Below are 22,578 nucleotides of genomic sequence, written 5' to 3' on the forward strand. Positions count from 1 at the left end.
CGGGACGGTCACCATCGGACCGGGACCCGCTCCAGCCCACCGACCACGAGACCCTCGCGGCGCCTGAGTTCCGGGACCGGGACGGCCAGCTCCAGCGTGGGCAGCCGCTCCAGCAGCACGTCGAGCACGACCTGCAGCTCGGTGCGGGCCAGCGCCTGCCCCAGGCAGGAGTGCGGGCCGGCGCCGAAGGCCACGTGCGGGTTGGGCGAGCGGTCCAGCCGCATCTCGCCGGCCCCCTCGAACTGCCGCTCGTCCCGGTTGGCCGAGGCCATGCTGCACACGACCGTGGTGCCCGCGGGCAGCGTCCGGTGCGCCACCTCGACCTCCTCGGTGAGGTAGCGCGGCATGCCGAAGCCGGGGTTGGCGTCGAAGCGCAGCGCCTCCTCCACCGCCGGGCGGACCAGTGCGCGGTCGGCCAGCAGCGCCTCCCAGCGGGACCGGTCGGCCAGCAGCATCGACACCATCTTGCCGATCATGTTGGCGGTGGTCTCGTGACCGGCCACCAGCAGCCCCTTGGCCGTCATGATCAGCAACTGCTCGGTCAGCCGCCCGTCCAGTCCCTCCACCAGCGAGGCCAGCTCGCTGAGCAGGTCCTCGCCCGGCTCGGCCCGCTTGGCCGTGACGTGTGCGAGCAGGTAGGCGTCGAACTCGCCCTGGGCGGCGTCGATCTCCTCCTGGGAGAACCTGGTCAGGCTGAGCATGGTGTCCGACCAGTACGCGAACGACTCCCGGTCGGAGTCGGGCACCCCGAGCAGGTCGCAGATCACCCACACCGGCAGCGGGAAGCCCACCGCCTCCACCAGGTCGGCCGGCTCGCCCTGGGCGATCATCCGCTCGACCAGACGCTCGGTCGTCGCCCGGATCCCGGGCCGCATCCCGGTGACCCGCTTGGCGGTGAACGCCCTGCCCACCAGCTGCCGCCACGCGCGGTGCGTGTCGGCCGTCATGGCGGTGCCGCCACCATCGCCCGCACCGCCGCCGAACACGCCGCCCGACTCGTTGGCCGTCACCCGCGCCGCCCCCTCGGCGTCGAGCTGGCGGGTGAAACGCGGGTCCGACAGGATCTCCTTGACGTCCTGGTAGCGCGTCAGCAGCAGCGCGGTGTCACCGCTGGCCAGCCGGATCGGCGCGACCGGGCAGCCCTCCCGCAGCTCGGCCCACTCCGGTGGCGGCTCCAGCGCGGTGGGGTTACGGAAGGGGTACTCGGGGATCTCGGGGACCTCGGCGCCGGGCTCGCTCACGACCACTCTCCCTCGGGACGACGGTCCCCGCATTTAAGTCGCACCACTTAATTAAGTCAAGCGACTCAATCGGCGTGTCGCGCGGCAGGCACGGCCGCACCCGCCCTCGCCCCCGCCCGCGCGACGGCCCGGGGTCATCCGTCCGAGCGCAGGGCGTCGCTGTAGGTACCCAAGGCCTCGTGGCGGCGCTGGAGCTCGGCGATCTCCCGGGCGAGGCGGGAACGCTGGGAGTCCAGCATGTCGATGTAGCGGGTGCACCCGGAGACGGGGTCCGGCCCGTTCTCGGCGCAGGGCAGGAACCGGCGGATCGTCTCGGTGGGCAGGCCCGTGGCCAGCAGCTCGCGGATGCGCTCGACCCGCTCGACGGACCCGGGACGGTAGCGGCGGTAGCCGTTGCCGTCCCGCTCCGGGTGGAGGAGCCCCTGTTCCTCGTAGTAGCGCAGCAGACGGGTGCTCACACCCGTCCGCCTGGACAGCTCGCCGATCCACATCGCGGTTCCTCCCGGGAGGGGCTTGACCTTCACACTGATGTGAAACCCCAACCTCGTGGGCATGACACAGATTCCTGAACTCGCCACCACCGTCGTCGGCTCCGGCCCCGGCATCCTGCTCGCCCACGGCGCGAGCGGCAGCGTCGCGGACAACTACGGCGTGCTGACACAGGTCCTGGCCGAGGGGCACACCGTCGTCGGTTCCGACTACCCCGGGTCGGGCGCCACCCCCCGGGCCGCCTCGGGCTTCACCCTGGACGAGCTGGCCGACGCGGTGGTGGACGCCGCGGTCGGCGCCGGGGTGGAGACCTTCACCGTGATCGGCTTCTCCCTGGGCACCACCGTCGCCGTCCGGGCCGCGACCCGCCACCCGGAACGGGTACGGGGGCTCGTGCTGACGGCGGGCTTCGCCAAGGCCGACAACCAGATCGAGCTCTCCCTGGGACTCTGGCAGCACCTGCTGGAGCGCGGCGACGCCGACGGCTTCGTCAGGATGCGCACGGTGAACGGCTTCAGCGTCGAGTTCCTCAACGGGCTGCCCGAGGAGCAGTTCGCCCAGCTGCTGGACCTGGGCCCCGCCGGGCTGCCGCTCGGGGTGGTGGAGCAGGCGGCCCTGGGCCGGGTCGCCGACACCCGCGAGGACCTGGCCGCGATCGCGGTACCGACTCTGGTCATCGCGACGACCCGCGACTTCCTGGTCGACCCGGCCAACTCCCGCTACCTGGCGGACCGGATCCCCGGGGCGCGCTACGCCGAGGTCGACGCGGGACACGTGGTGATGGCTGAGCGTCCCGCCGAGTGGCAGGAGCTGATCGAGAAGTTCCTGGCCGAGCACGACCTGTGAGGACGCTCGTCGCACGCACGCGCCGGCGTGTGCCGTGAGCCGGTGAAGTTGACGAGTTCACGCGGCTGTGCCATCCTGATCGTGGCACCGAGGTTGACGCTCGTACTAAATGTAGACATTCGTTTCTCATTTGGGTTATGCTGCTCCCTCGCGCTGTCTCTCCACGCCCCGGAATTCTGCCGGGGCGTTTGGCGTGCGCGCAGTTCGATTCCATCCGTGCCCTTTCGGAAGGACAGCTGTTGGCAGTCTCGCGCAATGCCTCCGCCGTACCCGCAGGTCCTCATCGCCTCTCCTTCGCCCGCATCCAGGAGCCTCTCGAGGTTCCCGACCTTCTCGCTCCGCAGACCGAGTTCTTCGACTGGCTCATCGGGAACGAGCGGTGGAAGGCCCGGGTCGAGGCGGCCCTCCAGGCCGGGCGCAGGGACGTCCCGGCCCAGTCGGGCCTCGAGGAGGTCTTCGAGGAGATCAGTCCCATCGAGGACTTCTCCGGGACCATGTCCCTGTCGTTCCGGGATCACCGGTTCGAGCCGCCCAAGCACTCCGTCGAGGAGTGCAGGGACAAGGACATGACCTACTCCGCCCCGATGTTCGTCACGGCGGAGTTCATCAACAACACCACCGGTGAGATCAAGAGCCAGACGGTGTTCATGGGCGACTTCCCGCTCATGACGCCGAAGGGCACGTTCATCGTCAACGGCACCGAACGCGTGGTGGTCTCCCAGCTGGTCCGCTCGCCCGGTGTCTACTTCGAGCGCAGTGCCGACAAGACCTCCGACAAGGATCTCTACGGCTGCAAGGTGATCCCGTCGCGGGGTGCCTGGCTGGAGTTCGAGATCGACAAGCGCGACAGCGTCGGTGTGCGCATCGACCGCAAGCGCAAGCAGGCCGTCACGGTGCTGCTCAAGGCGCTGGGGTGGACCGGCGAGCAGATCCTGGAACGCTTCGGCCGGTACGAGTCCATGCGCGCGACCCTGGAGAAGGACCACACGGCCGGCCAGGACGACGCGCTGCTCGACATCTACCGCAAGCTGCGCCCGGGCGAGCCGCCGACCAAGGAGTCGGCGCAGACGCTGCTGGAGAACCTGTACTTCAATCCCAAGCGCTACGACCTCGCCAAGGTCGGCCGATACAAGATCAACAAGAAGCTCGGGGTGGACGCCGAGATCACCCAGGGCACCCTGACCGAGGACGACATCGTCGCCGCCATCGAGTACATCGTGCGCCTTCACGCGGGCGAGGAGTCGATGCCGGGCACCGGTGGCGAGGTGATCGTCGAGGTCGACGACATCGACCACTTCGGCAACCGCCGCCTGCGCAGCGTCGGTGAGCTGATCCAGAACCAGATCCGCCTGGGCCTGGCCCGGATGGAGCGTGTGGTCCGCGAGCGGATGACGACCCAGGACGTCGAGGCGATCACGCCGCAGACCCTGATCAACATCCGCCCGGTGGTGGCGTCCATGAAGGAGTTCTTCGGCACCTCGCAGCTGTCGCAGTTCATGGACCAGATCAACCCGCTGGCCGGTCTGACGCAGAAGAGGCGCCTGAACGCGCTGGGTCCCGGTGGCCTGTCCCGTGAGCGGGCCGGCTTCGAGGTCCGTGACGTGCACCCCTCGCACTACGGCCGGATGTGCCCGATCGAGACCCCGGAAGGCCCGAACATCGGCCTGATCGGCTCGCTGGCCTCCTACGCCCGCATCAACGCCTTCGGCTTCGTGGAGACCCCCTACCGCAAGGTCGTCGACGGCAAGGTGACCGACCGGATCGACTACCTGACCGCCGACGAGGAGGACCGCTACGTCAAGGCGCAGGCCAACACGGTGCTCAACGCCGACGGCACGTTCGCCGACGCCCGCGTCCTGGTGCGTACCAAGGGCGGTGAGACCGAGATCGCCCGGGCCGCGGAGGTCGACTACATCGACGTGTCGCCGCGCCAGATGGTGTCGGTCGCCACCGCGATGATCCCGTTCCTGGAGCACGACGACGCCAACCGCGCGCTCATGGGCTCGAACATGCAGCGCCAGTCGGTGCCGTTGCTCAAGAGCGAGGCGCCGCTGGTGGGCACCGGCATGGAGTACCGTGCCGCCACCGACGCCGGGGACGTGATCACCGCCGAGAAGGCGGGCGTGGTGGAGGAGGTCTCCGCCGACTACGTCACGGTGATGAACGACGACGGCACCCGCACCACCTACCGGGTGGCGAAGTTCAAGCGCTCCAACCAGGGCACCTGCTTCAACCAGAAGCCGATCGTGGCCGAGGGCGACCGCATCGAGGCCGGTCAGGTCGTGGCCGACGGTCCGTGCACCGACAGCGGTGAGATGGCGCTGGGCAAGAACCTGCTGGTGGCGTTCATGCCGTGGGAGGGTCACAACTACGAAGACGCGATCATCCTGTCGCAGCGCCTGGTGCAGGACGACGTGCTGTCCTCGATCCACATCGAGGAGCACGAGGTCGACGCCCGCGACACCAAGCTGGGTCCTGAGGAGATCACCCGCGACATCCCCAACGTCTCCGAGGAGGTGCTGGCCGATCTCGACGAGCGCGGCATCATCCGCATCGGCGCCGAGGTCGTGCCGGGGGACATCCTGGTGGGCAAGGTCACGCCCAAGGGTGAGACCGAGCTGACCCCCGAGGAGCGGCTGCTGCGGGCGATCTTCGGTGAGAAGGCCCGCGAGGTGCGCGACACCTCCCTGAAGGTGCCGCACGGCGAGTACGGCAAGGTCATCGGGGTGCGGGTGTTCTCCCGCGAGGAGGGCGACGAGCTCCCTCCCGGCGTCAACGAGCTCGTCCGGGTGCACGTGGCGCAGAAGCGCAAGATCACCGAAGGCGACAAGCTCGCGGGCCGGCACGGCAACAAGGGCGTCATCTCCAAGATCCTCCCCGTCGAGGACATGCCCTTCCTGGAGGACGGGACCCCGGTCGACATCATCCTGAACCCGCTGGGCGTGCCCGGCCGGATGAACGTCGGCCAGGTGCTGGAGACCCACCTGGGGTGGATCGCCGCCCGCGGCTGGGACATCTCCGGCATCGAGGAGGCGTGGGCCGAGCGCCTGCGCGACAAGGGCTTCGAAAGGGTAGACCCGCACACCAACGTGGCCACCCCCGTCTTCAACGGTGCCCACGAGGAGGAGATCGTCGGCCTGCTCGACAGCACCGTCCCCAACCGCGACGGCGACCGGATGGTGGGGCGGAGCGGCAAGGCCGTGCTGTTCGACGGGCGGTCGGGGGAGCCGTTCCCGCACCCGATCGCGGTCGGTTACATCTACATCCTGAAGCTGCTCCACCTGGTCGACGACAAGATCCACGCGCGGTCGACCGGTCCGTACTCCATGATCACTCAGCAGCCGCTCGGTGGTAAGGCCCAGTTCGGCGGCCAGCGCTTCGGTGAGATGGAGGTCTGGGCCCTGGAGGCCTACGGCGCGGCCTACGCGCTGCAGGAGCTGCTGACCATCAAGTCCGACGACGTGCAGGGCCGGGTGAAGGTCTACGAGGCGATCGTCAAGGGCGAGAACATCCCCGAGCCGGGCATCCCGGAGTCGTTCAAGGTCCTCATCAAGGAAATGCAGTCGCTGTGCCTGAACGTCGAGGTGCTCTCCAGCGACGGCATGTCCATCGAGATGCGCGACACCGACGAGGACGTCTTCCGCGCCGCGGAGGAGCTCGGCATCGACCTGTCCCGGCGCGAGCCGAGCAGCGTCGAGGAGGTCTGACACTCCCGGTACGCGACCCGTGGGCCGGCCTCGCCCGGGGCACCCGGCCGGTCAGAGGCGTGAGCCTCGGCCGGGTGCCCCGTGGCCGGTCCGCGCGCTCGTGCGGCGGCACGGCGCGGCCGGTCACGCGGTCACGCGGGACTCACCTCGCCGGAAGGTCCATCAAATGAGTTTGATGTATTCTGGCGGACATGGTGCCCGTGGACCGGACGGTCCCGACGTTCGTGCGCATGGCCGCCCACCCGCTGCGGTGGGGGCTGCTGACCGAGCTGTCCGTGAGCGACCGCCGGGTCCGTGAGCTCGTCGAGCTGCTCGGCCAGCCGCAGAACCTCGTCTCGTACCATCTGCGGCTGCTGCGCGAAGGCGGGCTGGTCACCTCCCGCCGGAGCGCCTTCGACGCCCGCGACAGCTACTACCGTCTCGACCTGGAGCGCTGCGCGCACGCGCTGGCCGGCACCGGCGCCGCCCTGCACCCGGCGCTGCGCCTCGACCCCGCCCCTCCCGCCCTGCCCGCTTTGCTCTCCACGGCCACCGGACGACCGGCGCGGCCGCGCGTGCTGTTCGCGTGCACCGGCAACAGCGCCCGCTCACCGGTCGCCGAGGCCCTGCTGCGCCACCGCGCCGGTGGGAGCGTGGAGGTGACCAGCGCCGGGAGCCGTCCCAGGCCGCGCACGCACCCCAACGCCCTGCGGGTCCTGCGCGAGCAGTACGGCATCGACGCCGACGACCGGCGGCCGCGCCGTCTCGACACGGTGGCCCACCACCGCTTCGATCACCTGATCAGCCTGTGCGACAAGGTCCGCGAGGTCTGCCCCGGCTTCGCCGAGCTGCCGCGGCCGATCCACTGGAGCATCCCCGACCCGGCCGCGGCCGGTGACGACGACCGGGAAAGCTACCCCGCGTTCACGCGCATGGCGGCCGAGATCGACACCCGGATCCACTACCTGCTGCCCGTCCTTGCCCACACCACGAACCCGGAGGTCCAGCAGTGACGACCCCGTCCCACGAGCTCTCCGGTGTCCGCTACGTCGTCGACGACGTGGCCGCCGCCGTCCGCTTCTACACCACCCACCTGGGCTTCAGCCTGCGTACCGACCCCGCGCCCGCCTTCGCCGATGTGGTCCGCGGGCCGCTGCGGCTGCTGCTGTCCGGGCCGGCGAGCTCCGGGGCCCGGGCCACGCCCGAGGGCTCCGGCGCGCCGGGCCGCAACCGCGTCCATCTCGTCGTCGGCGACCTCGACGCCGAGATCGACCGGCTGCGCGCCGCCGGGCTGTCCTTCCTCGGCGACGTCGTCGCAGGACCTGGCGGGCGCCAGATCCTGCTCACCGACCCGGCCGGCAACCTCGTCGAGCTGTTCGAACCCGCTCCACGCTGAGCCGCCCCGGGAACCGTCCGCCACGACCCGCTAAAGCGCTGGGCATCCGTCCTCGATCGCCGCTCCCCCGGCTCGGTACCGCCCCGATCCACCGGTCGGCCGGTGAACACCGGAGGGCGCACGGTCACGCGAACGCGACCACGGCGTACCTCTCGTCCTGGACGGCCCGTCCCCACAGGGCGGGATCGGGCAGCGGGTCGACGCGGATGGTCCCGACCAGTGGCCGCAGGGCCGCCAGAAGGCGCTCCGCCTCGACCCCGCCCATCCACGGCATCGGCGGCTCCCCCTCGCGGGACCGCTCCTGACCGGACCCGGCCGACGCCCAGCGTCCCTCGACGAGGACCAGGCGCCCGCCGGGACGCAGCAGGCCGGCCCACCGGCGCAACGCCTCCTGAGGATCGGGCAGGGTCCACAGCAGGTGACGGGAGAGGATCACGTCGAAGGACGTCCCGGCCCGCGCGGGCGGGTCGCTCGCGTCACCCACCATCATCGGGGCGTCGAAACCGGCCTTTGCGAGCTTGCGCCGGGCCTGCTCGATCATCAGCGGGGCCAGGTCCACCCCGACCGGACGGTGGCCCTGCTCGGCGAGCACCAGGGACAGCGAGCCGGTGCCGCACCCCAGGTCCAGGACGTCGGCGGGCGAGGCGGGCATCCAGGAGCGCAGGCGTTCCGCCCAGGCGGCCCGGACACCGGGGTCGCGAAGTCCGTGGTCGGCCTCCTCGTCGAAGGAGGCGGCGTGAGCGTCCCAGAAGGACGCGATCGAAGCGCTGTTCTCGGGCATCGACAGATCATGTCATTCGCCCCGGGCGTCGAGCGGCCGGACGGACACGGCCTGCGCACGGGATCCGGGAACGCCGGATACGGGCGCGACGCGAGAAAGAGAGCTATGCTTGCACGACTCAGCAAAACAAATATACCATTAGACAGGAGTCTACCAAAGATATGGAGCGTCGTCAACACGACTCCGCTCTCGCCGAGGCGTTGCGGCTCGAACAGGCCTATGTCGGCGGGCTCTACGAACGGCTCGACGTCGTCAGGCGGGAGACGGAGGCCGCGCTGCACGCGGAGTACGCGCGCGGTGAGACGGGCGGCCTGCGCCAGGCGAGGATCGAGCGGGAGGTCGCCTCGGCCGAGCACGCCCGCCGCCTGGCCCGGCTGTCCGCGGTCGAACGCGACCTGTGCTTCGGCAGGATCGACGACACCGGCGGTGAGACCCTCTACATCGGCAGGGCCGGCCTGCGCGACGCCGACCGCGAGATCGTCCTCACCGACTGGCGTGCCCCGGCGGCCCGCCCCTTCTACACCGCCACCCCCGCCACCCCCAAGGGCCTGGTCCGGCGCCGCCACCTGCACCTGCGCGGCCGCACCGTGGCGGGACTGGACGACGAGGTGTTCGACCTGGATCGCCTGAGCGACGGCGACCGCCGCACGCTGGTCGGCGAGGCCGCGCTGATGGCGGCCCTGCGGCGGGGACGCACCGGGCGGATGGGCGACGTGGTGGCCACCATCCAGACCGAGCAGGACCGGGTGATCCGCTCGGGCCTGCCCGGCGCGCTGGTCGTCCAGGGTGGTCCCGGCACCGGCAAGACCGTCGCGGTCCTGCACCGGGCCGCCTTCCTGCTGTACGCCCACCGCGACGTCCTGGAACGCCGGGGCGTGCTGGTGGTGAGCCCCACCTCGCTGTTCTCCCGCTACATCGGCCAGGTCCTGCCCTCCCTGGGCGAGACCGACGTGGTGCTCTCCAGCCTGGGCGAGCTGTACCCCGGGGTGCACGCCGTCGCCGCCGACGCCCCGGCCACCGCCGTCGTCAAGGGTGACCTCCGCATGGCGGGCGTGGTGGCCGCGGCGCTCGCCGACCGTCAGCGCGTGCCCGAGGCGGACCTGGAGGTGAGCATCCCGGTGCGGACCTCCGTACGCGACGGGGTCGAGGTGGTGGTCGAGCGGATGACCCTGACGGTGGACCACGCCACCTGCGTGCGCGCCCGTGACCGGGCCAGGAACGCGCGCCACCCGCACAACGTGGCCCGCAGGCTGTTCGTGATCGACATGCTCCGGGCACTGGCCGTGGACGAGGCCGTCCGGCTCGACGGCCCGACGGAGGAGGAGGACCTGCGCTACGCCCGCAAGGTGCTCTGGTCGCAGCCCGCGGTGCGCGAGGCGCTGGACGCGCTGTGGCCGCCGCTCACCCCGCAGCGGCTGATCGCCGACCTGCTCGCCTCCCCCGAGGCGCTGCTGTCGGCCGCCCCCGGCCTGTCCGGCGCCGAGCGCGCCGCCCTGCTCAGACCGCACGGCGAGCCCTGGAGCGTCGGTGACGTGCCGCTGCTGGACGAGGCGGCCGAGCTTCTCGGCGAGGACGGTGACGCCGCCGACGCCGCCGCACCCGCCCCGGCCGGCCACTGGGACGACGAGGACGACGAGGACGGGGACGACGAGGAGCTCTACGCGCTGGGCGTGCTGGAGTTCACCGGCCTGCTGGAGGACGAGATGATGGTGGCCGGTGCGCTGGCCGACCGCCACCGCGCGCCCGCCCCGGCCAGGACCACCGCCGACCGGGCCCGCGCCGACCGGCGCTGGGCGTACGGGCACGTCATCGTCGACGAGGCGCAGGAGCTGTCGGCGATGGCCTGGCGGGCCGTGATGCGCCGGATCCCCGCCCGGTCGCTGACCGTGGTGGGCGACATCGCGCAGACCGGATCGGCCGCCGGGGCCCGCTCGTGGGAGGAGATGCTCGACCCCTACGTCAAGGGCCGCTGGCGGCAGGAGACCCTGACGGTCAACTACCGGACCCCGGTGGAGATCATGCGGGTCGCGGCCGACGTGCTGGCCGCCGTGGCGCCGGACCGGCGTCCCCCGGAGTCGGTACGGGAGGGCGGGAGCCCGCCCCGCGCCGTACGGCTCGACCTGGGTGACCCCGTCTCCCCCGGTGGCCCGGACGGTGAGAACGGCAGCGACGGCACCGGGACGGGCACCGGCGCGCTGACGGCGCTGGTCGAGGAGGAACTGGCGGAGATCGGCGAGGGTCGCCTGGGCGTCATCGTCCCCGACGCCCGGCACGCTCGGCTCGCCGCGCTGTTCCCCGCGCACGGCGACCTGCTGGACTCCCCCGTCGCGGTGCTGACCGTCACCGCCTCCAAGGGGCTGGAGTTCGACGCCGTGGTGGTCGTCGAACCCGACGAGATCCTGACCCAGGCCCCCATGGGCGGCAACGACCTCTACGTGGCGGTCACCCGGGCGACCCGCAGGCTGACGGTGACGTACCGGGACGAGCTGCCGCCCATGCTCTCCCGGCTCGGGCGCCACTAACCTGGGGGCACTTTTTCGCCTCGGGGAGGAGCCATCTGATGTCGCCGGTTCTGGAGAGTACGGCTCGCCTGCTGCTGCGCAGGATCGCGGTGGAACAGGCGCAGGGACGCCTGCCCTCGCTTACCGCCGCGGTGGTGCGCGACGGGGAGCTCGCCTGGTTCGGCGCGCGCGGCAGGGTGGACGGGGCCGCTCCCACCCCCGACACCCAGTACCGCATCGGCTCGATCACCAAGAGCCTGGTCGCCACCGTGGTGATGCGCCTGCGTGACGAGGGGCGGGTGGGCCTGCTCGACCCGATCGGCGAGCACGTGCCCGGCCTGGACGTCGGCGGGGTGACCGTCGCCCAGCTGCTCTCGCACACCTCCGGGCTGAGCGCGGAGTCGCCGGGCGCGTGGTGGGAGCGGACCCCGGGCGTGCCCGCCGGGGAGCTTTTCGCCGACCTCGGCCCCGACACCGTCAAGCACCGGCCCGGACGCCGCTTCCACTACTCCAACGTGGGCTTCGCGCTGCTGGGCGAGCTGGTCGCCCGGCACCGGGGCGTGAGCTGGGAGGCCGCCGTACGGGAGGAGGTCCTGCGGCCGCTGGGCATGAAGGACACCACGCCCCGGCCGCGCGCCCCGCACGCCCTCGGCTACGCCGTGCACCCCTGGGCAGACGTGCTGCTGCCCGAGCCCGAGCACGACGCGGGCGCCATGGCCCCGGCCGGGCAGCTGTGGTCCACCCCGGCCGACCTGGCCCGGTGGGCGGCGTTCCTGGCCGGTGACACCGCGGGCGTGCTCGATCCGGACACCGTCGCGGAGATGCGCGAGCCCGCGACCGTGGACGACGGCGACACCTGGACCGGCGGCTTCGGCCTGGGCCTGCAGCTGGCCCGCGCGGGAGGACGCCGCCTGGCCGGTCACACCGGCTCCATGCCCGGCTTCCTCGCCACGGTGTGGGCCGACCCGTCCGACAGGGTGGGGGTGCTGTTCACCGCCAACTCCACGACGGGCGTCTCCCGCGGCCTGCTGGTCGAGCTGCTGGCGATCCTCGACCAGCACGAGCCGCGCCTGCCCGAGGAGTGGCATCCCGTCGCCGACACCGCGGGCCTGCTGGAACTGACCGGCCCGTGGTACTGGGGTCCCAGCGCGTACGTGCTGCGGCTGCTGCCCGAGGGCGGCCTCTCCCTCACCCCGATGACGGGTGTGGGCCGGGCCTCGCGGTTCACCGCCCGGGCCGACGGGACCTGGCTGGGGCTGGACGGCTACTACGCGGGCGAGACGCTGCGCGTGGTGCGCGGGCACGACGGCTCGCCCGTGCACCTGGACCTCAACACCTTCGTCTTCACCCGCACCCCCTACGACCCGCGGGCGGACGTGCCCGGCGGGGTGGACGAGGGCGGCTGGCGCGGCTGAGCGGGACGGCGGGCGTCGCGGCCCTCACGCCGTACCGGTCCGGCCGGGCGTCAGGACGGCGGCGACGAGGGCCGCGACGCCCGCGGCGACCGCGGCCAGCAGGTAGCCGTCGGTGAACCCCGACAGCGTGCTCCCCACCAGGCCGGCCGCGGCGACGCTGGAGACGGCGGCGGCACCGATGGAGGCGCCGAACTCGTGGAAGGTGCTGACGATGCCGGAGGCGATGCCGGCCTCGTGCGGGGCCACCTGGCCCAGGGCGGTCGCCGAGGCGACGACGAACAGGGCACCGGTCCCGGCGGCCGCGAGCGCGGTGCCCGCCACCACGGTCACGGTGTCCAGCCACAGGACGGGCACGGCCAGGCCGGCCGCGGCGGCGAGCAGCCCGGCCACGGCCAGGGCACGCGCCCCGGCCCTGGCGATCACCCGGCCGGTGAGATCGGCACCCAGCATCGTCACCACCGCGACCGGGAGGAAGAGCAGGCCGGTCTGCAGCGCGCCGAAGCCCTGGGCCCGCTGGAAGTAGAACGTGCCGAGGAAGAACACCGCGATCATCAGCGCGGTCGCCATCACGATGAGGAACGTGCCGGTGGCCACCGGGCGCCGGGTGAGCATCGTGACGTCCATCATGGGTGAGGCGGCGGTCCTCTGCCTGACCACGAACGCCAGGTACCCGGCCGCGGCCGCGAGCAGGAGCAGCCCGGTCGTGGCGGTGAGCCATCCGTGGTCCCCGGCCCGGGTGATCGCGTAGATCAGCGCGACGGACGAGGCGGTGGCCAGCAGCGCGCCGAGCACGTCGAGCCGGGGCCGGGGCGTGGCCACGCCCGAACGCGGCAGCATCCGCGCCAGAGCGACGAGGGTCACCAGCCCGATGGGCACGTTGACGTAGAAGACCCACGGCCAGCCGGGTCCGGCGGTGAGCAGCCCTCCCAGCAGCACGCCGAGGGCCGCGCCCCCGCCGCCGAGAGCGGACCAGACGCCGAGCGCCTTGTTGCGCTCGTCCCCGTCGAACAGGTTCACCAGCAGCGACAGAGCCGACGGGGACAGCAGCGCCGCGCCGAGTCCCTGCGCGACGCGCCCGCCCAGCAGCATGCCGCCGGAGCCTGCGAACCCGGTCGCCAGTGACGCGACCGTGAAGATCAGCAGGCCGGCGAGGACCATCCGCCGCCCCCCGACCAGGTCGGCCAGCCGCCCGCCGAGCAGCATCAATCCGCCGAACGTCAGCGTGTACGCGCTGACCGTCCACGTCATCGCCTCGCGGCTCAGGCCCAGGTCGGTCTCGATGTGCGGGAGCGCGATGGCGACCACGGTGACGTCGAGGATCAGCATCAGCTGGGCGATGCCGAGGAAGGCCAGGATGCGCCATCGCAGCGGATGGGGTGAACCGTCGCGTGACGGGTGCTCGTGGATCTCGTGCTGTGTCATGGAGGGGCTCCGGCTAACTCGTATGTCGGCGTACGACTTCGAGGCGAGAGTAACACGTACATCCCTGTACGAGTTAGAGTGGCGGCATGCCCACCGCCTCTGCCGGTCCGCGCCGGCGCGCGGACGCCGAACGCAGCATCGCCCGCATCGTCTCCGCCGCCCGCACGGCCCTGAGCGGTGATCCGGACGCGAGCGTCGACGACATCGCCAAGGCCGCCGGGGTGGGCCGGATGACGCTGTACGGCCACTTCCGCACCCGGGCCGAGCTGGTCGAGGCCGCCCTGGCCGACGCGATGCGCGCCGGTGAGGAGGCGTTGTCGTCGGTCGACCTCGCCGGGGACGCGCGCGAGGCCCTGGCCCGGCTGCTGGAGTCCAGCTGGTCCCTGGTGGCCGAGTCCGTGGCGCTGTCGATCGCCGCGCAGAAGGCCCTTCCCGCCGGGCGCCTCCGCGAGCTGCACGCCGCCCCCGCCAGACGCGTCGAGGAGCTCATCGCCCGGGGTCAGGACCAGGGGGTCTTCCGCACCGACCTGCCGGTCTCCTGGCTGGTCAACGTCCTGCACTACATCCTCAAGGGCGCCGCCGAGGAGAACCGGGCCGGTCGTGTGGAGACCGGGGAGGTCGGCCGCCTCGTCATCGCGACGGCGCGCTCGATCCTGGCCGTCCCTCCGCCGGACGCCACCCCCGGCCACCCCGACGTTTCGGCCGGCGCCGAAGTGTCCGGCCCCTAGCCTGGGGCCCATGACATCGGACCCCCTGGTGGTGAGCCGTCACGCCGAGGTACGGGCCGTGCTGGCCGACCCCCGCTTCACCGTCGACCCCGTACCGCGTCCGCCGTTCGCGCCGACCGTCGCGTGGCTGCGCGGTGCCGTCGGCCGCTTCGCCGAGGGGCCGGCGCACGCCGAGCGGCGGGCCGCGGGCGAGGCGGTGCTGGCCGGGCTGGACCCCGCCGCGCTGCGCGCCGAGGCGTACCGGACGGCCTCGAAAGGGCCCGGCCCGCTCCCCTGTCCCGTGGAGCTGATCCCGGTGCTGGTGCTGGCCGTCGCCCTGGGAGTACCGGCCGATGACGGGCCGCGCGCCGTGGAGGCCGTCGCGGCGATCGCCCCGGCGTACCTTCCGGGGCCCGGAACCGGAGGGACTGAGGACGCGGCGACGCGAGAGGCGGCCGACGCGGGGGTGGCGCTGCTCTCGCGGCTGCTGGGCGACCCGCCCCCGGAACGGCTGGCCGTGCTGGCCGGGCTGCTGGCCCAGGCGTGCGGCGCCACCGCGGGACTGGTCCGCGGCGCGCTGGCCGCCGCAAGGGCGGCACACCCGGCACCGGCCCCCTCCCCGGCTGCCACCGTGGAGGAGCTGCTGATCGCGACGCTGCGCGACGACCCCCCGGTCCGGGCATTGCGCCGCAGGTCGCCCGGCGGGCAGAGCGTGGTGCTCGACATCGCGGCGGCCAACCGGGACCCGGAGGCGTCCGGAGATCCGGGCCTCGGGCCCCCGGGCGAGCGCGGGCACCTGACGTTCGGGGCGGGACCGCGGGCCTGTCCCGCCCCGCGGGTCGCCCTGGCCCTGGCGGCCGGGACGGTCGAGGGGGTGCTGCGATGACGTTCGCCCGGTTCAGGGCCCTGCACCACGGCGACGAGCCGTTGCTGCTGCCGTGCGCGTGGGATCACGCCTCGGCGGCGGCGCTGGCGCGGGCGGGGTTCGCCGCCGTCGGGACGACGAGCCTGGGGGTGGCCGCGGCGGCCGGCAAGCCGGACGCAGGGCGGGCGACCCTGGAGGAGACCGTGGCCCTGGCGCGGTCGATCGCGAGCCTGGACGTGCCGGTCACCGTGGACATCGAGGACGGGTTCCGGCCCGATCCCGGCCGGGTGGCCGACCTCGTCGCCGAGCTGGCCGCCCTCGGGGTCGCGGGGGTCAACCTGGAGGACGGCCGCGGCACCGCGCTGGCCGGCGTCCAGGCCCAGACGCGGCTGATCGGCGTGGTCAAGCGGCGGGTCCCCGAGGTGTTCCTCAACGCCCGTACCGACGCGTTCTGGCTGGGCCTGCCCGACGCCCCGGCCCTGGCTCCGGTCAGGGCCCGCGCCTACGCCGACGCCGGGGCCGACGGAGTGTTCGTGCCGGGCGCGAACACCGAACGGGACATCGAGACGCTGGTGACCGGGACCGGGGTGCCGCTGAACGTGCTCGTCCAGCCCGAGCTTCCGGTACGCAGGCTGGCCGAGCTGGGCGTGGCCAGGATCAGCTACGGCTCGCTGCTGTTCCGCGCGGCGCTGCACGCCGCCGTCACCACCGCGCGGGAGCTGGCCGCCGGTGGACCGGTCCGCCCCGGCATCCCCTCCTACGAGGAGGTCGAGGCACTGCACCGGTACGGGCGGGACACCGGGACGGGCTCCCCCGGCCCCCGCTGACCGGCCGCGGCGGGACCGCGGATCCGGTGAGTCGCCGGGCCGGGCGGGGTGGAGGGGGCGGGAGGCCTCAGATCTCCTTGAGGAACCCCGCGTCGACGGCGAAGTCCGCGCCGGTCGTGCTGGCCGAGCGCGGCGACGCGAGCAGGGCGACCACGTCGGCGACCTCCTGCGGCTCGACGAGACGCCCGGTGGTGAGCTTCATCATCTCCACCGCGCCCCGCTCCAGCACGCTGTCACGGTCGGTGCCCGCCTGGGCGGCGATGATGTCGGCGGCGCCGCCCTCGTCGGTCCACCACGGCGTCCGCACCGGGCCCGGGGACACGGTGTTCACCCGGATGCCCTGCGGCGCGAACTCCTCCGACAGCGCCTTGGTGAGGTTGTTCAGACCGGCCTTGGCCGCGCTGTAGTCGACGTTCATCGGGGCCGGCAGCCGGGCGCTGCCGGTGGAGATGTTGACGATCGAGCCGCCGCCCCGCCCGAGCATCACCGGGACGGCCGCGCGGACGGCCCGTACGACCGAGAACAGGTTGAACTCGAACATCTCCCGCCAGTCGTCGTCGGTGGGGGTGAGGAACGAGAAGCGCGGCAGGGACACGCCGGGAGGCGGGCCTCCGGCGTTGTTGACCAGGATGTCCAGTCCGCCGAACTCCTCCACGGCCCGTGCCACGACCCGGCCGGGCGCCTCGGGGTCCATCAGGTCGGCCGGTACGTGCAGGAGATCGGCACCGCCGAGCTCGTCCAGTTCGGGGGTGCTCTTGCGGGAGGCGGCCACGACGCGCGCCCCCTCGGCGAGGAGGGTACGGGTCACGGCCAGGCCGATGCCCTTGGAGGCGCCGGTGACGACGGCGACGCGACCGGAAAGCTGCAGATCCATGAGTGTCCTGTTCGTCGAGCATGCCCGGTGAGGGCCTTTCACGTGGGCAAAGCTATGGCCGGGACACCCGTCCGGGCTGGCGGGATTGAGACGGGCAACCATGGCCGGATTCGGACCCCGCGTCCTGCGTGAGGGACTCCTGCCGGGCGCGCCGCCGGCCCCGGCCACGCCTCCGGCCGCGTGGAGCCGGAGCCGGGACCGAGGCCAGGATCGGGGCCGGGATCGGGGCCGGGAGCAGGGCCGGGAGCAGGGCCGGGAGCAGGGCCGGGGCCGGGAAGGATCAGCGTCGCGGCCGGTCCGCCCGCGCGGTGTGGAGCGCGGTGAAGGCCAGCAGGGACGCGGCGGTGCGCGGCGGATCCTCCAGCATGGGCGAGTGCCCCACACCGGGCAGCACCTCGACCCTCGCGCCAGGGACGGCGCGGTACTCGGCGGCGGAGGAGGATCGCCATCTGCGGTCGTCCCTGCCGAAGACGACCAGCAGCGGCGTGCCGAGGGTCGCCAGCCGCTCCGGGAGGGCGCGCCGCCTCAGGTAGTCCTCGGACGCCTGCGACGTCGCGGTGAGCGCGTGGTAGGTGAGGCCGCGCACGTCGTCGACGAGTCGTTGCGGGGCCGTGTACCCGGGGCGGGCGAACGCGGTGTCCAGCCCCCGGCGGATGATCGTGTCGGTCCGGAACCGCCACAGCAGCTGCCCGACGGCCGGGACGAACAGGATCCGGCCGACGAACCCGTCCGAGACGAAGGCGTCCATGCGGGGCCCGGAGTCGACGAGCGCCAGCGCGGTCACCAGGTCGCGTCGTTGCTCGGCCAGGGCGGTGGCGACCGAGCCGCCGGTGGAGTGGCCGACCACCGTGGCGTGCTCGACGCCGAGCCGGTCCAGGACCTCGCCGACCCGGCGTCCCTGCTCCGGGATCGTGTAGCCCCCACCGGCCGGTTTGGCCGACCGGCCGTGCCCGAGCAGGTCGACCCGGATGACGCGATGCGACCCGGTCAGCAGCGGGACCAGCGGGTCCCACCAGGAGGCCGACCCGGCCAGCCCGTGGATCAGCACCAGCGCCGGCCGGTCGCGGGGGCCGTCCTGGAGCACGTGGACGCCACCGCCGGCCAGGGGCAGGATCGAGCTCCCGGTGGCCCCGGTCTCCTGGCGCGACACCAGCGCCGTGTTCGCCAGCAGCGCCCCGGCGACCGCGAGGAGGACGACCGAGGCGATGACGCGGCGTCCGCGGCGGCCACCCGTGCGCCTGACGTCCGGGCTCTCGCCGGAGGACCGGGAATCGGCGGTGACGCGACGGCCGCGCGTACGTCTCATGCCCGGCCCCCGATCGTGAGGACACGGGTCGGCGCCGTCCGGCCGAAGAGGAGATCACTCGTGGAAGAGAGGTTCATGGGCTCACCGTCGCCGTCCGGGCGCGCCGCGGGCTTGAACGAATGTTCCCGCGGGCCCGGCGTAGCATGTGGCGATGCGGTCAAGCGCGCGCGGGCGTGCCGGCGCGGTCGTCTGGGACGTCGCGCGTCCGGAGCGGCCCAGCCGGGTGCCCGGTGTCAGCATGGCCGGGTTCCGTGACCGCGGCACGGCCGCGGCCGGTCACCGGGCGGTCCCCCATCCGGCCGTGTCACTGGCCCTGGAGTTCGGCACCGGCCCGCTCATCGTGGACGACGCCTCGGGACGGCAGCGGCGGGGCAGCCTCGTCGCCGGGGTCGGGTTCGGGTTCGGCGCGGTCCGGGTGCGGGGCGAGAACTTCGAGGCCGTACAGGTGCGTCTGTCCCCGGTGGTCGCGCACGCGATCCTGGGCGTCTCCCCCGCGGAGCTGGACGGCGCCGTGGTGTCCCTCGACGAGGTCTGGGGCCGGGAGGCGTCACGGATCGGCGAGCGGCTGGGTGAGGCCTCCTCGTGGGAGGAACGCTTCGCGCTGACGGACGCGCTGCTCGCCCGCCGGTGCGGGCGGGGGGTGCCGGTGGATCCGGAGGTGGCCTGGGCCTGGGAGCGGATCGCCGCCGGCCGTGGCCTGGTCCGGGTCGACGCCCTGGCGGCCGAGGTCGGATGGAGCCGCAAGCGGCTGTGGTCCCGGTTCCGCTCGCAGATCGGCCTGCCGCCCAAGCGTGCCGCGAGGCTGGTCCGCTTCGACCACGCCGCCCACCGCCTGGTCGCCGGTGGGGACGTGGCCCGGGTCGCGGCGGAGAGCGGCTATGCCGACCAGTCCCACCTGCACCGCGAGACCGTGGCGTTCACCGGCGTGACCCCGGTGGCCCTGGCCGGCGAACCGTGGCTGGCGGTCGACGACATCGCATGGGCCGACCACGCCACCGGCGCCGCGGAACGCGGGAGATCGGTCAGCGCCGGGACGAGAGGCGACGGCGAGCCGGCCCTGGCCTGAGGCCCACGGCGCGGTCCGCGCGCACCCGAGGCTCATGACGCGGACCGTGCACCCGGGGCTCACGGCGCGGTCCGCGCGCGATGGCGGCGTACCGCGTCGCGGTTGGCGCACCGCTGGGAGCAGTAGCGCTGCCGACCGGTCCGGGAGGTGTCGGCGAAGATCGTGGCGCACTCGGCCACGGCGCACCGCCGGAGCCGGTGCATGCCCCGTCCCGCCAGGTGCAGCGCGGTGCCGACGGAGATCAGCGAGAACAGCACCGAGCCGAACGGCTGCTGTTCGCCGCGGTAGTGCAGGTGCCAGCCGTCGCCGGCGTGGTCGGTCAGGCGCGGGTAGGCGGCGGCCGCCGCCAGCATCCGGTTGACCAGCTCGGCGCGCTCGTGCTCGTCGGTGGTGTCGACGACCTTCTCCCACGCGTCCAGCGTGGCCCAGGTCTTCTCCAGATCCCTCTGTGAGACCGGGCGGTCGACCAGCAGCCCGGCGGCGCGGCAGCGCTCCGAGAGCTCACCGGCGCTCGCCGGTCGCCGGTTGGCCAGGTCCGCGGCCAGGTTCACGGCGTCCTCGCCGTAAGGGTTGAGATGCATGAGGTCATTACATCAGGCTCGCGTCGCGCGACACCATCCCGATGTGCGCCGGGCGGACGAGGGCGACGTCACGGAGCCGGTACGTCTGCGGGCCCCGCTCTTCGAGACCCTCGGCGGCGACCTCTTCGCCCCGCCGCGAGGAGACGACGGCCGGCGGGACGATCTCGCCGGTGGCCCGGGGCCGCTCATGCCGTCGGCCGCGGGTCGTTCCCCCGGGGCCCGCTCACGCCGGAGGACGCGGGGCGTTCTCCCCGGTCACGGCCTCCCCCGCCCCCAGGGGGAACCGCCGCAGCAGGATCTTCCGGCGGTCGATCCGCCACTCCCGGCCGACGCGCACGACGCCGTCCTCGTAGACGACGCTCGCGCAGGTGCCGTCCGCGTCGATCCCGATCCCCTTGGAGCGGGCGCGCACCCGGCCGTCGGCGAGCCCGGTCAGGACGACGTTCGTGACGTGGTGGCCGACCGGGTTCCGGTCGCCCAGCGCGCGCCCCGCCGCCGCGACGGCCGCCACCCCCTCCAGCGGGTCCCGGCCGAAGTCGGTGAGGTCGTAGACCACGTCGGCGGTGAACACCTCGTCCAGCCGGTCCAGCTCCCCGCTGTCGCACAGGTGGCCGTGCATCGCGATCAGCTCGGTGATGGCGGCGCGGTCCTCGCACGTGAGTGCCATGACGATCCCCTCCTGGAACGAGGCCCCGGACGGCCCGCCGGTCACGCGGGGATCGTGCGGCCGTACCCGGGACGATTAAACGGGGAGTTCCCCGTTTCTGTTCCGCTACCCTAAGCGGGGAACACCCCGGTTAGCAACCATGGAGTCGGCGGATGACGGGTACGGGCAGGACGGCGGTTCCGGGACGGCCACGACGGGCCGACGCCGCGCGGAACCGGGGGGCGCTGCTCACGGCGGCCAGGGAGCTCTTCGACGAGTACGGGCCCGAGGTCGCGCTGGACGAGGTGGCGCGACGCGCGGGGGTGGGCAACGCGACCCTCTACCGCCACTTCCCCACCCGCGGCGACCTGCTCGTCGCCGTGTACGCCGAGGAGGTGACCGCGCTCTGCGAGCAGGGTGCCGCCCTGCTCGGCGACCCCTCACCGGGCGGGGCGCTGCTGACCTGGCTGGACGGCTTCGTCGTCCACATCGCGACCAAGCGGGCCCTGGCCCTCACGGCCACCGAGGGCGGCGACGAGCGGCGCACCGAGCTGTTCGGCCGGTGGCACGAGTCGATGCGGTCGACCGCGCGAGGGCTGCTCCTGCGGGCCCAGCAGGCCGGTGCCGTCCGCGCCGACCTCGCGGTGGCCGACATGCTCGCCCTGGCGAGCGCGACCGCCGTCGCGGCGGCCGACGCCCCCGACGCGCGGCGGCTGCTGCGCATCCTGCACCACGGCTTCGCCGCGACCTGACCGGGCCGCGTCCGGAGTCGGAGAAGTCGGGGAGGTCAGGGAAGTTCGGTCAGGGCGTCCGCGCGCCGGGTGCGCCGGTACAGGACGTGCCGGCCGTCCCGGCGCCTGGTGACGAGCCCGGCGCGGTGCAGGGCGCCCAGGTGGTAGGAGATCGTGCTGGCCGCCACCGCGTGCCTGTCCGCCAGCTCCGCGGTCGAGCGGGCGACCCCCAGGTCGCCCAGGAGGGCGGCGCGTACGGTGCCGACGACCTCGGTGAGCTCCGCGGAGCCGCGGTGGCCGGTGGCGCCGACCCGGTGGGCCGGGTAGTACACGGTCACCTGCGCGTCGTCGAACTGGAACATGAGATCCGTCCGGTTCAGGACGCTGGGAGCCAGCACGACGTCATGGTCGGACAGGTCGATCGCGGCGTCGTGCCGGCCGGCGATGGTCAGGGTGTCGCCGTTCCAGGCGACCCGGGGATGGATCTCGTCCAGCATCCGCCCGATGCCGTGCTCGGCGACGACCTTCGAGCGTTCGGCGATGTCGTTGTCGAGGACGGACTGCAACGACGGCCAGCCGTCGTGGAGCGTCTCGTGCCAGAACCGGTCCAGGCCGGCGGCCAGACGCCGCTGCAGGTGACCGGACTCGGCGAGCCGCCGGACCCGCGGGGAGGGGGGACGGCCCCAGTGCGCCACGGCGACGGACAGCACCTGGGTGTCGACGTCGTCCTGGCCGATCGCCTCGATCTCGGCGATCTGGGTGTGCAGGATCTCCTTCCACGAACCGGCCCGGGGCTTCGGCGTGAGCAGGTCCGGCATGTAGTCGCCCCACGTGGGGGGTATCAGGTCGGCGACCAGCGCCACGTCCGGATGCCGCAGGACGCCCCTGGCGGCGGGGCCGGGATCACCGAACACCGGGTGCCGCCGGCCGGTCGCGGCCAGCTGCAGCCACTTCGCGGCCTCCATGGCGGGAGAGATCGACAGCCGGGTCCTGCTCAGCGTCCGCACGCCGAACCCCAACCGGATCATGGTCCAGACGATAACACCCCTGCCGCCGGATTCGAATCCACTCGAATCATTTCCATCGCGGCGACCGAACGCTGTTCACTGGTGTCATCGCACGAGCGGCCATCACCCGCGACCGGACGCGTCTCATCGGATCCGGCCGCGAGGGGTTCGTGCGCCGGCGTGTGCCCGCC

Annotated in this window: 20 protein-coding genes; 11 read left to right on the plus strand and 9 right to left on the minus strand. The window is 73.2% G+C overall.

What is annotated here, in order from left to right; translation table 11 throughout:
* Positions 1 to 8: 8 nt before the first annotated feature.
* Together ABD832_RS00795 and ABD832_RS00800 are read right to left on the minus strand one after the other, a co-directional pair.
* Positions 9 to 1,241: a cytochrome P450 gene (locus ABD832_RS00795; protein WP_344886880.1), complete on the minus strand. Its 1,233-nt coding sequence runs from the start codon at positions 1,239 to 1,241 to the stop codon at positions 9 to 11.
* Positions 1,242 to 1,375: 134 nt separating this feature from the next.
* Positions 1,376 to 1,732 carry a MerR family transcriptional regulator gene (locus ABD832_RS00800; RefSeq protein ID WP_344886882.1) on the minus strand — a complete coding sequence of 119 codons (357 nt, stop codon included), beginning with the start codon at positions 1,730 to 1,732 and terminating at the stop codon, positions 1,376 to 1,378.
* A gap of 61 nt (positions 1,733 to 1,793) precedes the next feature.
* On the opposite strand from ABD832_RS00800, the gene ABD832_RS00805 reads away from it, so the two are divergent.
* From ABD832_RS00805 to ABD832_RS00820, 4 genes are all read left to right on the plus strand, one after another.
* Positions 1,794 to 2,576, plus strand: a complete 783-nt coding sequence (locus ABD832_RS00805; protein ID WP_344886884.1) for an alpha/beta fold hydrolase — start codon at positions 1,794 to 1,796, stop codon at positions 2,574 to 2,576.
* Positions 2,577 to 2,815: 239 nt separating this feature from the next.
* Entirely contained in the window at positions 2,816 to 6,283 is a 3,468-nt protein-coding gene (rpoB, locus tag ABD832_RS00810; RefSeq protein ID WP_344886885.1) for a DNA-directed RNA polymerase subunit beta, read from the plus strand.
* A gap of 191 nt (positions 6,284 to 6,474) precedes the next feature.
* Positions 6,475 to 7,275 (plus strand): arsenate reductase/protein-tyrosine-phosphatase family protein, encoded by an 801-nt coding sequence (locus ABD832_RS00815; protein WP_344886886.1) that lies wholly within the window; start codon positions 6,475 to 6,477, stop codon positions 7,273 to 7,275.
* Positions 7,272 to 7,658, plus strand: coding sequence for a VOC family protein (locus tag ABD832_RS00820; RefSeq protein WP_344886888.1), 387 nt, complete (start codon positions 7,272 to 7,274; stop codon positions 7,656 to 7,658). The genes ABD832_RS00815 and ABD832_RS00820 overlap by 4 nt, the downstream gene beginning before the upstream one ends.
* 124 nt (positions 7,659 to 7,782) lie before the next feature.
* Here the strand turns inward: ABD832_RS00820 and ABD832_RS00825 are convergent, their stop codons facing one another.
* Positions 7,783 to 8,439 carry a class I SAM-dependent methyltransferase gene (locus ABD832_RS00825; RefSeq protein ID WP_344886890.1) on the minus strand — a complete coding sequence of 219 codons (657 nt, stop codon included), beginning with the start codon at positions 8,437 to 8,439 and terminating at the stop codon, positions 7,783 to 7,785.
* A 161-nt stretch (positions 8,440 to 8,600) separates the two neighbouring features.
* Here ABD832_RS00825 and ABD832_RS00830 point away from each other — a divergent pair, with 161 nt between their 5' ends.
* Both ABD832_RS00830 and ABD832_RS00835 read left to right on the plus strand, forming a co-directional pair.
* Positions 8,601 to 10,961 (plus strand): HelD family protein, encoded by a 2,361-nt coding sequence (locus ABD832_RS00830; protein WP_344886892.1) that lies wholly within the window; start codon positions 8,601 to 8,603, stop codon positions 10,959 to 10,961.
* 38 nt (positions 10,962 to 10,999) lie between these two features.
* Positions 11,000 to 12,355 carry a serine hydrolase domain-containing protein gene (locus tag ABD832_RS00835; protein WP_344886894.1) on the plus strand — a complete coding sequence of 452 codons (1,356 nt, stop codon included), beginning with the start codon at positions 11,000 to 11,002 and terminating at the stop codon, positions 12,353 to 12,355.
* Between the two features lie 24 nt (positions 12,356 to 12,379).
* Here ABD832_RS00835 and ABD832_RS00840 read toward each other — a convergent pair whose 3' ends face one another.
* On the minus strand, positions 12,380 to 13,777 hold the full coding sequence (locus tag ABD832_RS00840) for an MFS transporter (protein WP_344886896.1): 1,398 nt from the start codon (positions 13,775 to 13,777) through the stop codon (positions 12,380 to 12,382).
* A gap of 86 nt (positions 13,778 to 13,863) precedes the next feature.
* Between ABD832_RS00840 and ABD832_RS00845 the strand changes: the two genes are divergently transcribed.
* Genes ABD832_RS00845 through ABD832_RS00855 form a run of 3 tightly spaced genes read left to right on the plus strand, consistent with a single transcriptional unit; the run spans position 13,864 to position 16,176 of the window.
* Positions 13,864 to 14,505, plus strand: a complete 642-nt coding sequence (locus ABD832_RS00845; protein WP_344886898.1) for a TetR/AcrR family transcriptional regulator — start codon at positions 13,864 to 13,866, stop codon at positions 14,503 to 14,505.
* Positions 14,506 to 14,515: 10 nt separating this feature from the next.
* Entirely contained in the window at positions 14,516 to 15,370 is an 855-nt protein-coding gene (locus ABD832_RS00850) for a cytochrome P450 family protein (protein WP_344886900.1), read from the plus strand.
* Positions 15,367 to 16,176, plus strand: a complete 810-nt coding sequence (locus ABD832_RS00855; RefSeq protein WP_344886902.1) for an isocitrate lyase/PEP mutase family protein — start codon at positions 15,367 to 15,369, stop codon at positions 16,174 to 16,176. The genes ABD832_RS00850 and ABD832_RS00855 overlap by 4 nt, the downstream gene beginning before the upstream one ends.
* 67 nt (positions 16,177 to 16,243) lie before the next feature.
* Here the strand turns inward: ABD832_RS00855 and ABD832_RS00860 are convergent, their stop codons facing one another.
* The gene (locus tag ABD832_RS00860) at positions 16,244 to 17,050 is read right to left on the minus strand and encodes an SDR family NAD(P)-dependent oxidoreductase (RefSeq protein WP_344886904.1); all 807 of its coding nucleotides are present in this window, start codon (positions 17,048 to 17,050) and stop codon (positions 16,244 to 16,246) included.
* Positions 17,051 to 17,330: 280 nt separating this feature from the next.
* Positions 17,331 to 18,356: an alpha/beta fold hydrolase gene (locus ABD832_RS00865; RefSeq protein WP_344886906.1), complete on the minus strand. Its 1,026-nt coding sequence runs from the start codon at positions 18,354 to 18,356 to the stop codon at positions 17,331 to 17,333.
* A gap of 151 nt (positions 18,357 to 18,507) precedes the next feature.
* Here ABD832_RS00865 and ABD832_RS00870 point away from each other — a divergent pair, with 151 nt between their 5' ends.
* Entirely contained in the window at positions 18,508 to 19,422 is a 915-nt protein-coding gene (locus tag ABD832_RS00870) for a helix-turn-helix domain-containing protein (RefSeq protein ID WP_344886908.1), read from the plus strand.
* Between the two features lie 59 nt (positions 19,423 to 19,481).
* Here the strand turns inward: ABD832_RS00870 and ABD832_RS00875 are convergent, their stop codons facing one another.
* Positions 19,482 to 20,003: a CGNR zinc finger domain-containing protein gene (locus tag ABD832_RS00875; protein ID WP_344886910.1), complete on the minus strand. Its 522-nt coding sequence runs from the start codon at positions 20,001 to 20,003 to the stop codon at positions 19,482 to 19,484.
* A 223-nt stretch (positions 20,004 to 20,226) separates the two neighbouring features.
* Positions 20,227 to 20,670, minus strand: a complete 444-nt coding sequence (locus ABD832_RS00880; protein WP_344886912.1) for a nuclear transport factor 2 family protein — start codon at positions 20,668 to 20,670, stop codon at positions 20,227 to 20,229.
* 152 nt (positions 20,671 to 20,822) lie between these two features.
* On the opposite strand from ABD832_RS00880, the gene ABD832_RS00885 reads away from it, so the two are divergent.
* Entirely contained in the window at positions 20,823 to 21,401 is a 579-nt protein-coding gene (locus tag ABD832_RS00885; protein WP_344886915.1) for a TetR/AcrR family transcriptional regulator, read from the plus strand.
* Positions 21,402 to 21,436: 35 nt separating this feature from the next.
* Here the strand turns inward: ABD832_RS00885 and ABD832_RS00890 are convergent, their stop codons facing one another.
* A complete protein-coding gene (locus ABD832_RS00890) occupies positions 21,437 to 22,408 on the minus strand; it encodes an ArsR/SmtB family transcription factor (RefSeq protein WP_344886917.1) in 972 nt (323 codons plus the stop codon).
* Positions 22,409 to 22,578: the final 170 nt, after the last annotated feature.

The sequence above is a fragment of the Streptosporangium longisporum genome (genome assembly GCF_039534895.1).
GTDB classification, from domain to species: domain Bacteria; phylum Actinomycetota; class Actinomycetes; order Streptosporangiales; family Streptosporangiaceae; genus Streptosporangium; species Streptosporangium longisporum.

Coding starts and splice junctions, on each gene's coding strand:
- ABD832_RS00800 (WP_344886882.1), bottom strand. CDS start 1,732: ATGTGGATCGGCGAGCTGTCCAGGCGGACGGGTGTGAGCACCCGTCTG.
- ABD832_RS00805 (WP_344886884.1), top strand. CDS start 1,794: ATGACACAGATTCCTGAACTCGCCACCACCGTCGTCGGCTCCGGCCCC.
- ABD832_RS00815 (WP_344886886.1), top strand. CDS start 6,475: ATGGTGCCCGTGGACCGGACGGTCCCGACGTTCGTGCGCATGGCCGCC.
- ABD832_RS00825 (WP_344886890.1), bottom strand. CDS start 8,439: ATGCCCGAGAACAGCGCTTCGATCGCGTCCTTCTGGGACGCTCACGCC.
- ABD832_RS00830 (WP_344886892.1), top strand. CDS start 8,601: ATGGAGCGTCGTCAACACGACTCCGCTCTCGCCGAGGCGTTGCGGCTC.
- ABD832_RS00835 (WP_344886894.1), top strand. CDS start 11,000: ATGTCGCCGGTTCTGGAGAGTACGGCTCGCCTGCTGCTGCGCAGGATC.
- ABD832_RS00840 (WP_344886896.1), bottom strand. CDS start 13,777: ATGACACAGCACGAGATCCACGAGCACCCGTCACGCGACGGTTCACCC.
- ABD832_RS00845 (WP_344886898.1), top strand. CDS start 13,864: ATGCCCACCGCCTCTGCCGGTCCGCGCCGGCGCGCGGACGCCGAACGC.
- ABD832_RS00850 (WP_344886900.1), top strand. CDS start 14,516: ATGACATCGGACCCCCTGGTGGTGAGCCGTCACGCCGAGGTACGGGCC.
- ABD832_RS00855 (WP_344886902.1), top strand. CDS start 15,367: ATGACGTTCGCCCGGTTCAGGGCCCTGCACCACGGCGACGAGCCGTTG.
- ABD832_RS00860 (WP_344886904.1), bottom strand. CDS start 17,050: ATGGATCTGCAGCTTTCCGGTCGCGTCGCCGTCGTCACCGGCGCCTCC.
- ABD832_RS00865 (WP_344886906.1), bottom strand. CDS start 18,356: ATGAGACGTACGCGCGGCCGTCGCGTCACCGCCGATTCCCGGTCCTCC.
- ABD832_RS00870 (WP_344886908.1), top strand. CDS start 18,508: ATGCGGTCAAGCGCGCGCGGGCGTGCCGGCGCGGTCGTCTGGGACGTC.
- ABD832_RS00875 (WP_344886910.1), bottom strand. CDS start 20,003: ATGCATCTCAACCCTTACGGCGAGGACGCCGTGAACCTGGCCGCGGAC.
- ABD832_RS00880 (WP_344886912.1), bottom strand. CDS start 20,670: ATGGCACTCACGTGCGAGGACCGCGCCGCCATCACCGAGCTGATCGCG.
- ABD832_RS00885 (WP_344886915.1), top strand. CDS start 20,823: ATGACGGGTACGGGCAGGACGGCGGTTCCGGGACGGCCACGACGGGCC.
- ABD832_RS00890 (WP_344886917.1), bottom strand. CDS start 22,408: ATGATCCGGTTGGGGTTCGGCGTGCGGACGCTGAGCAGGACCCGGCTG.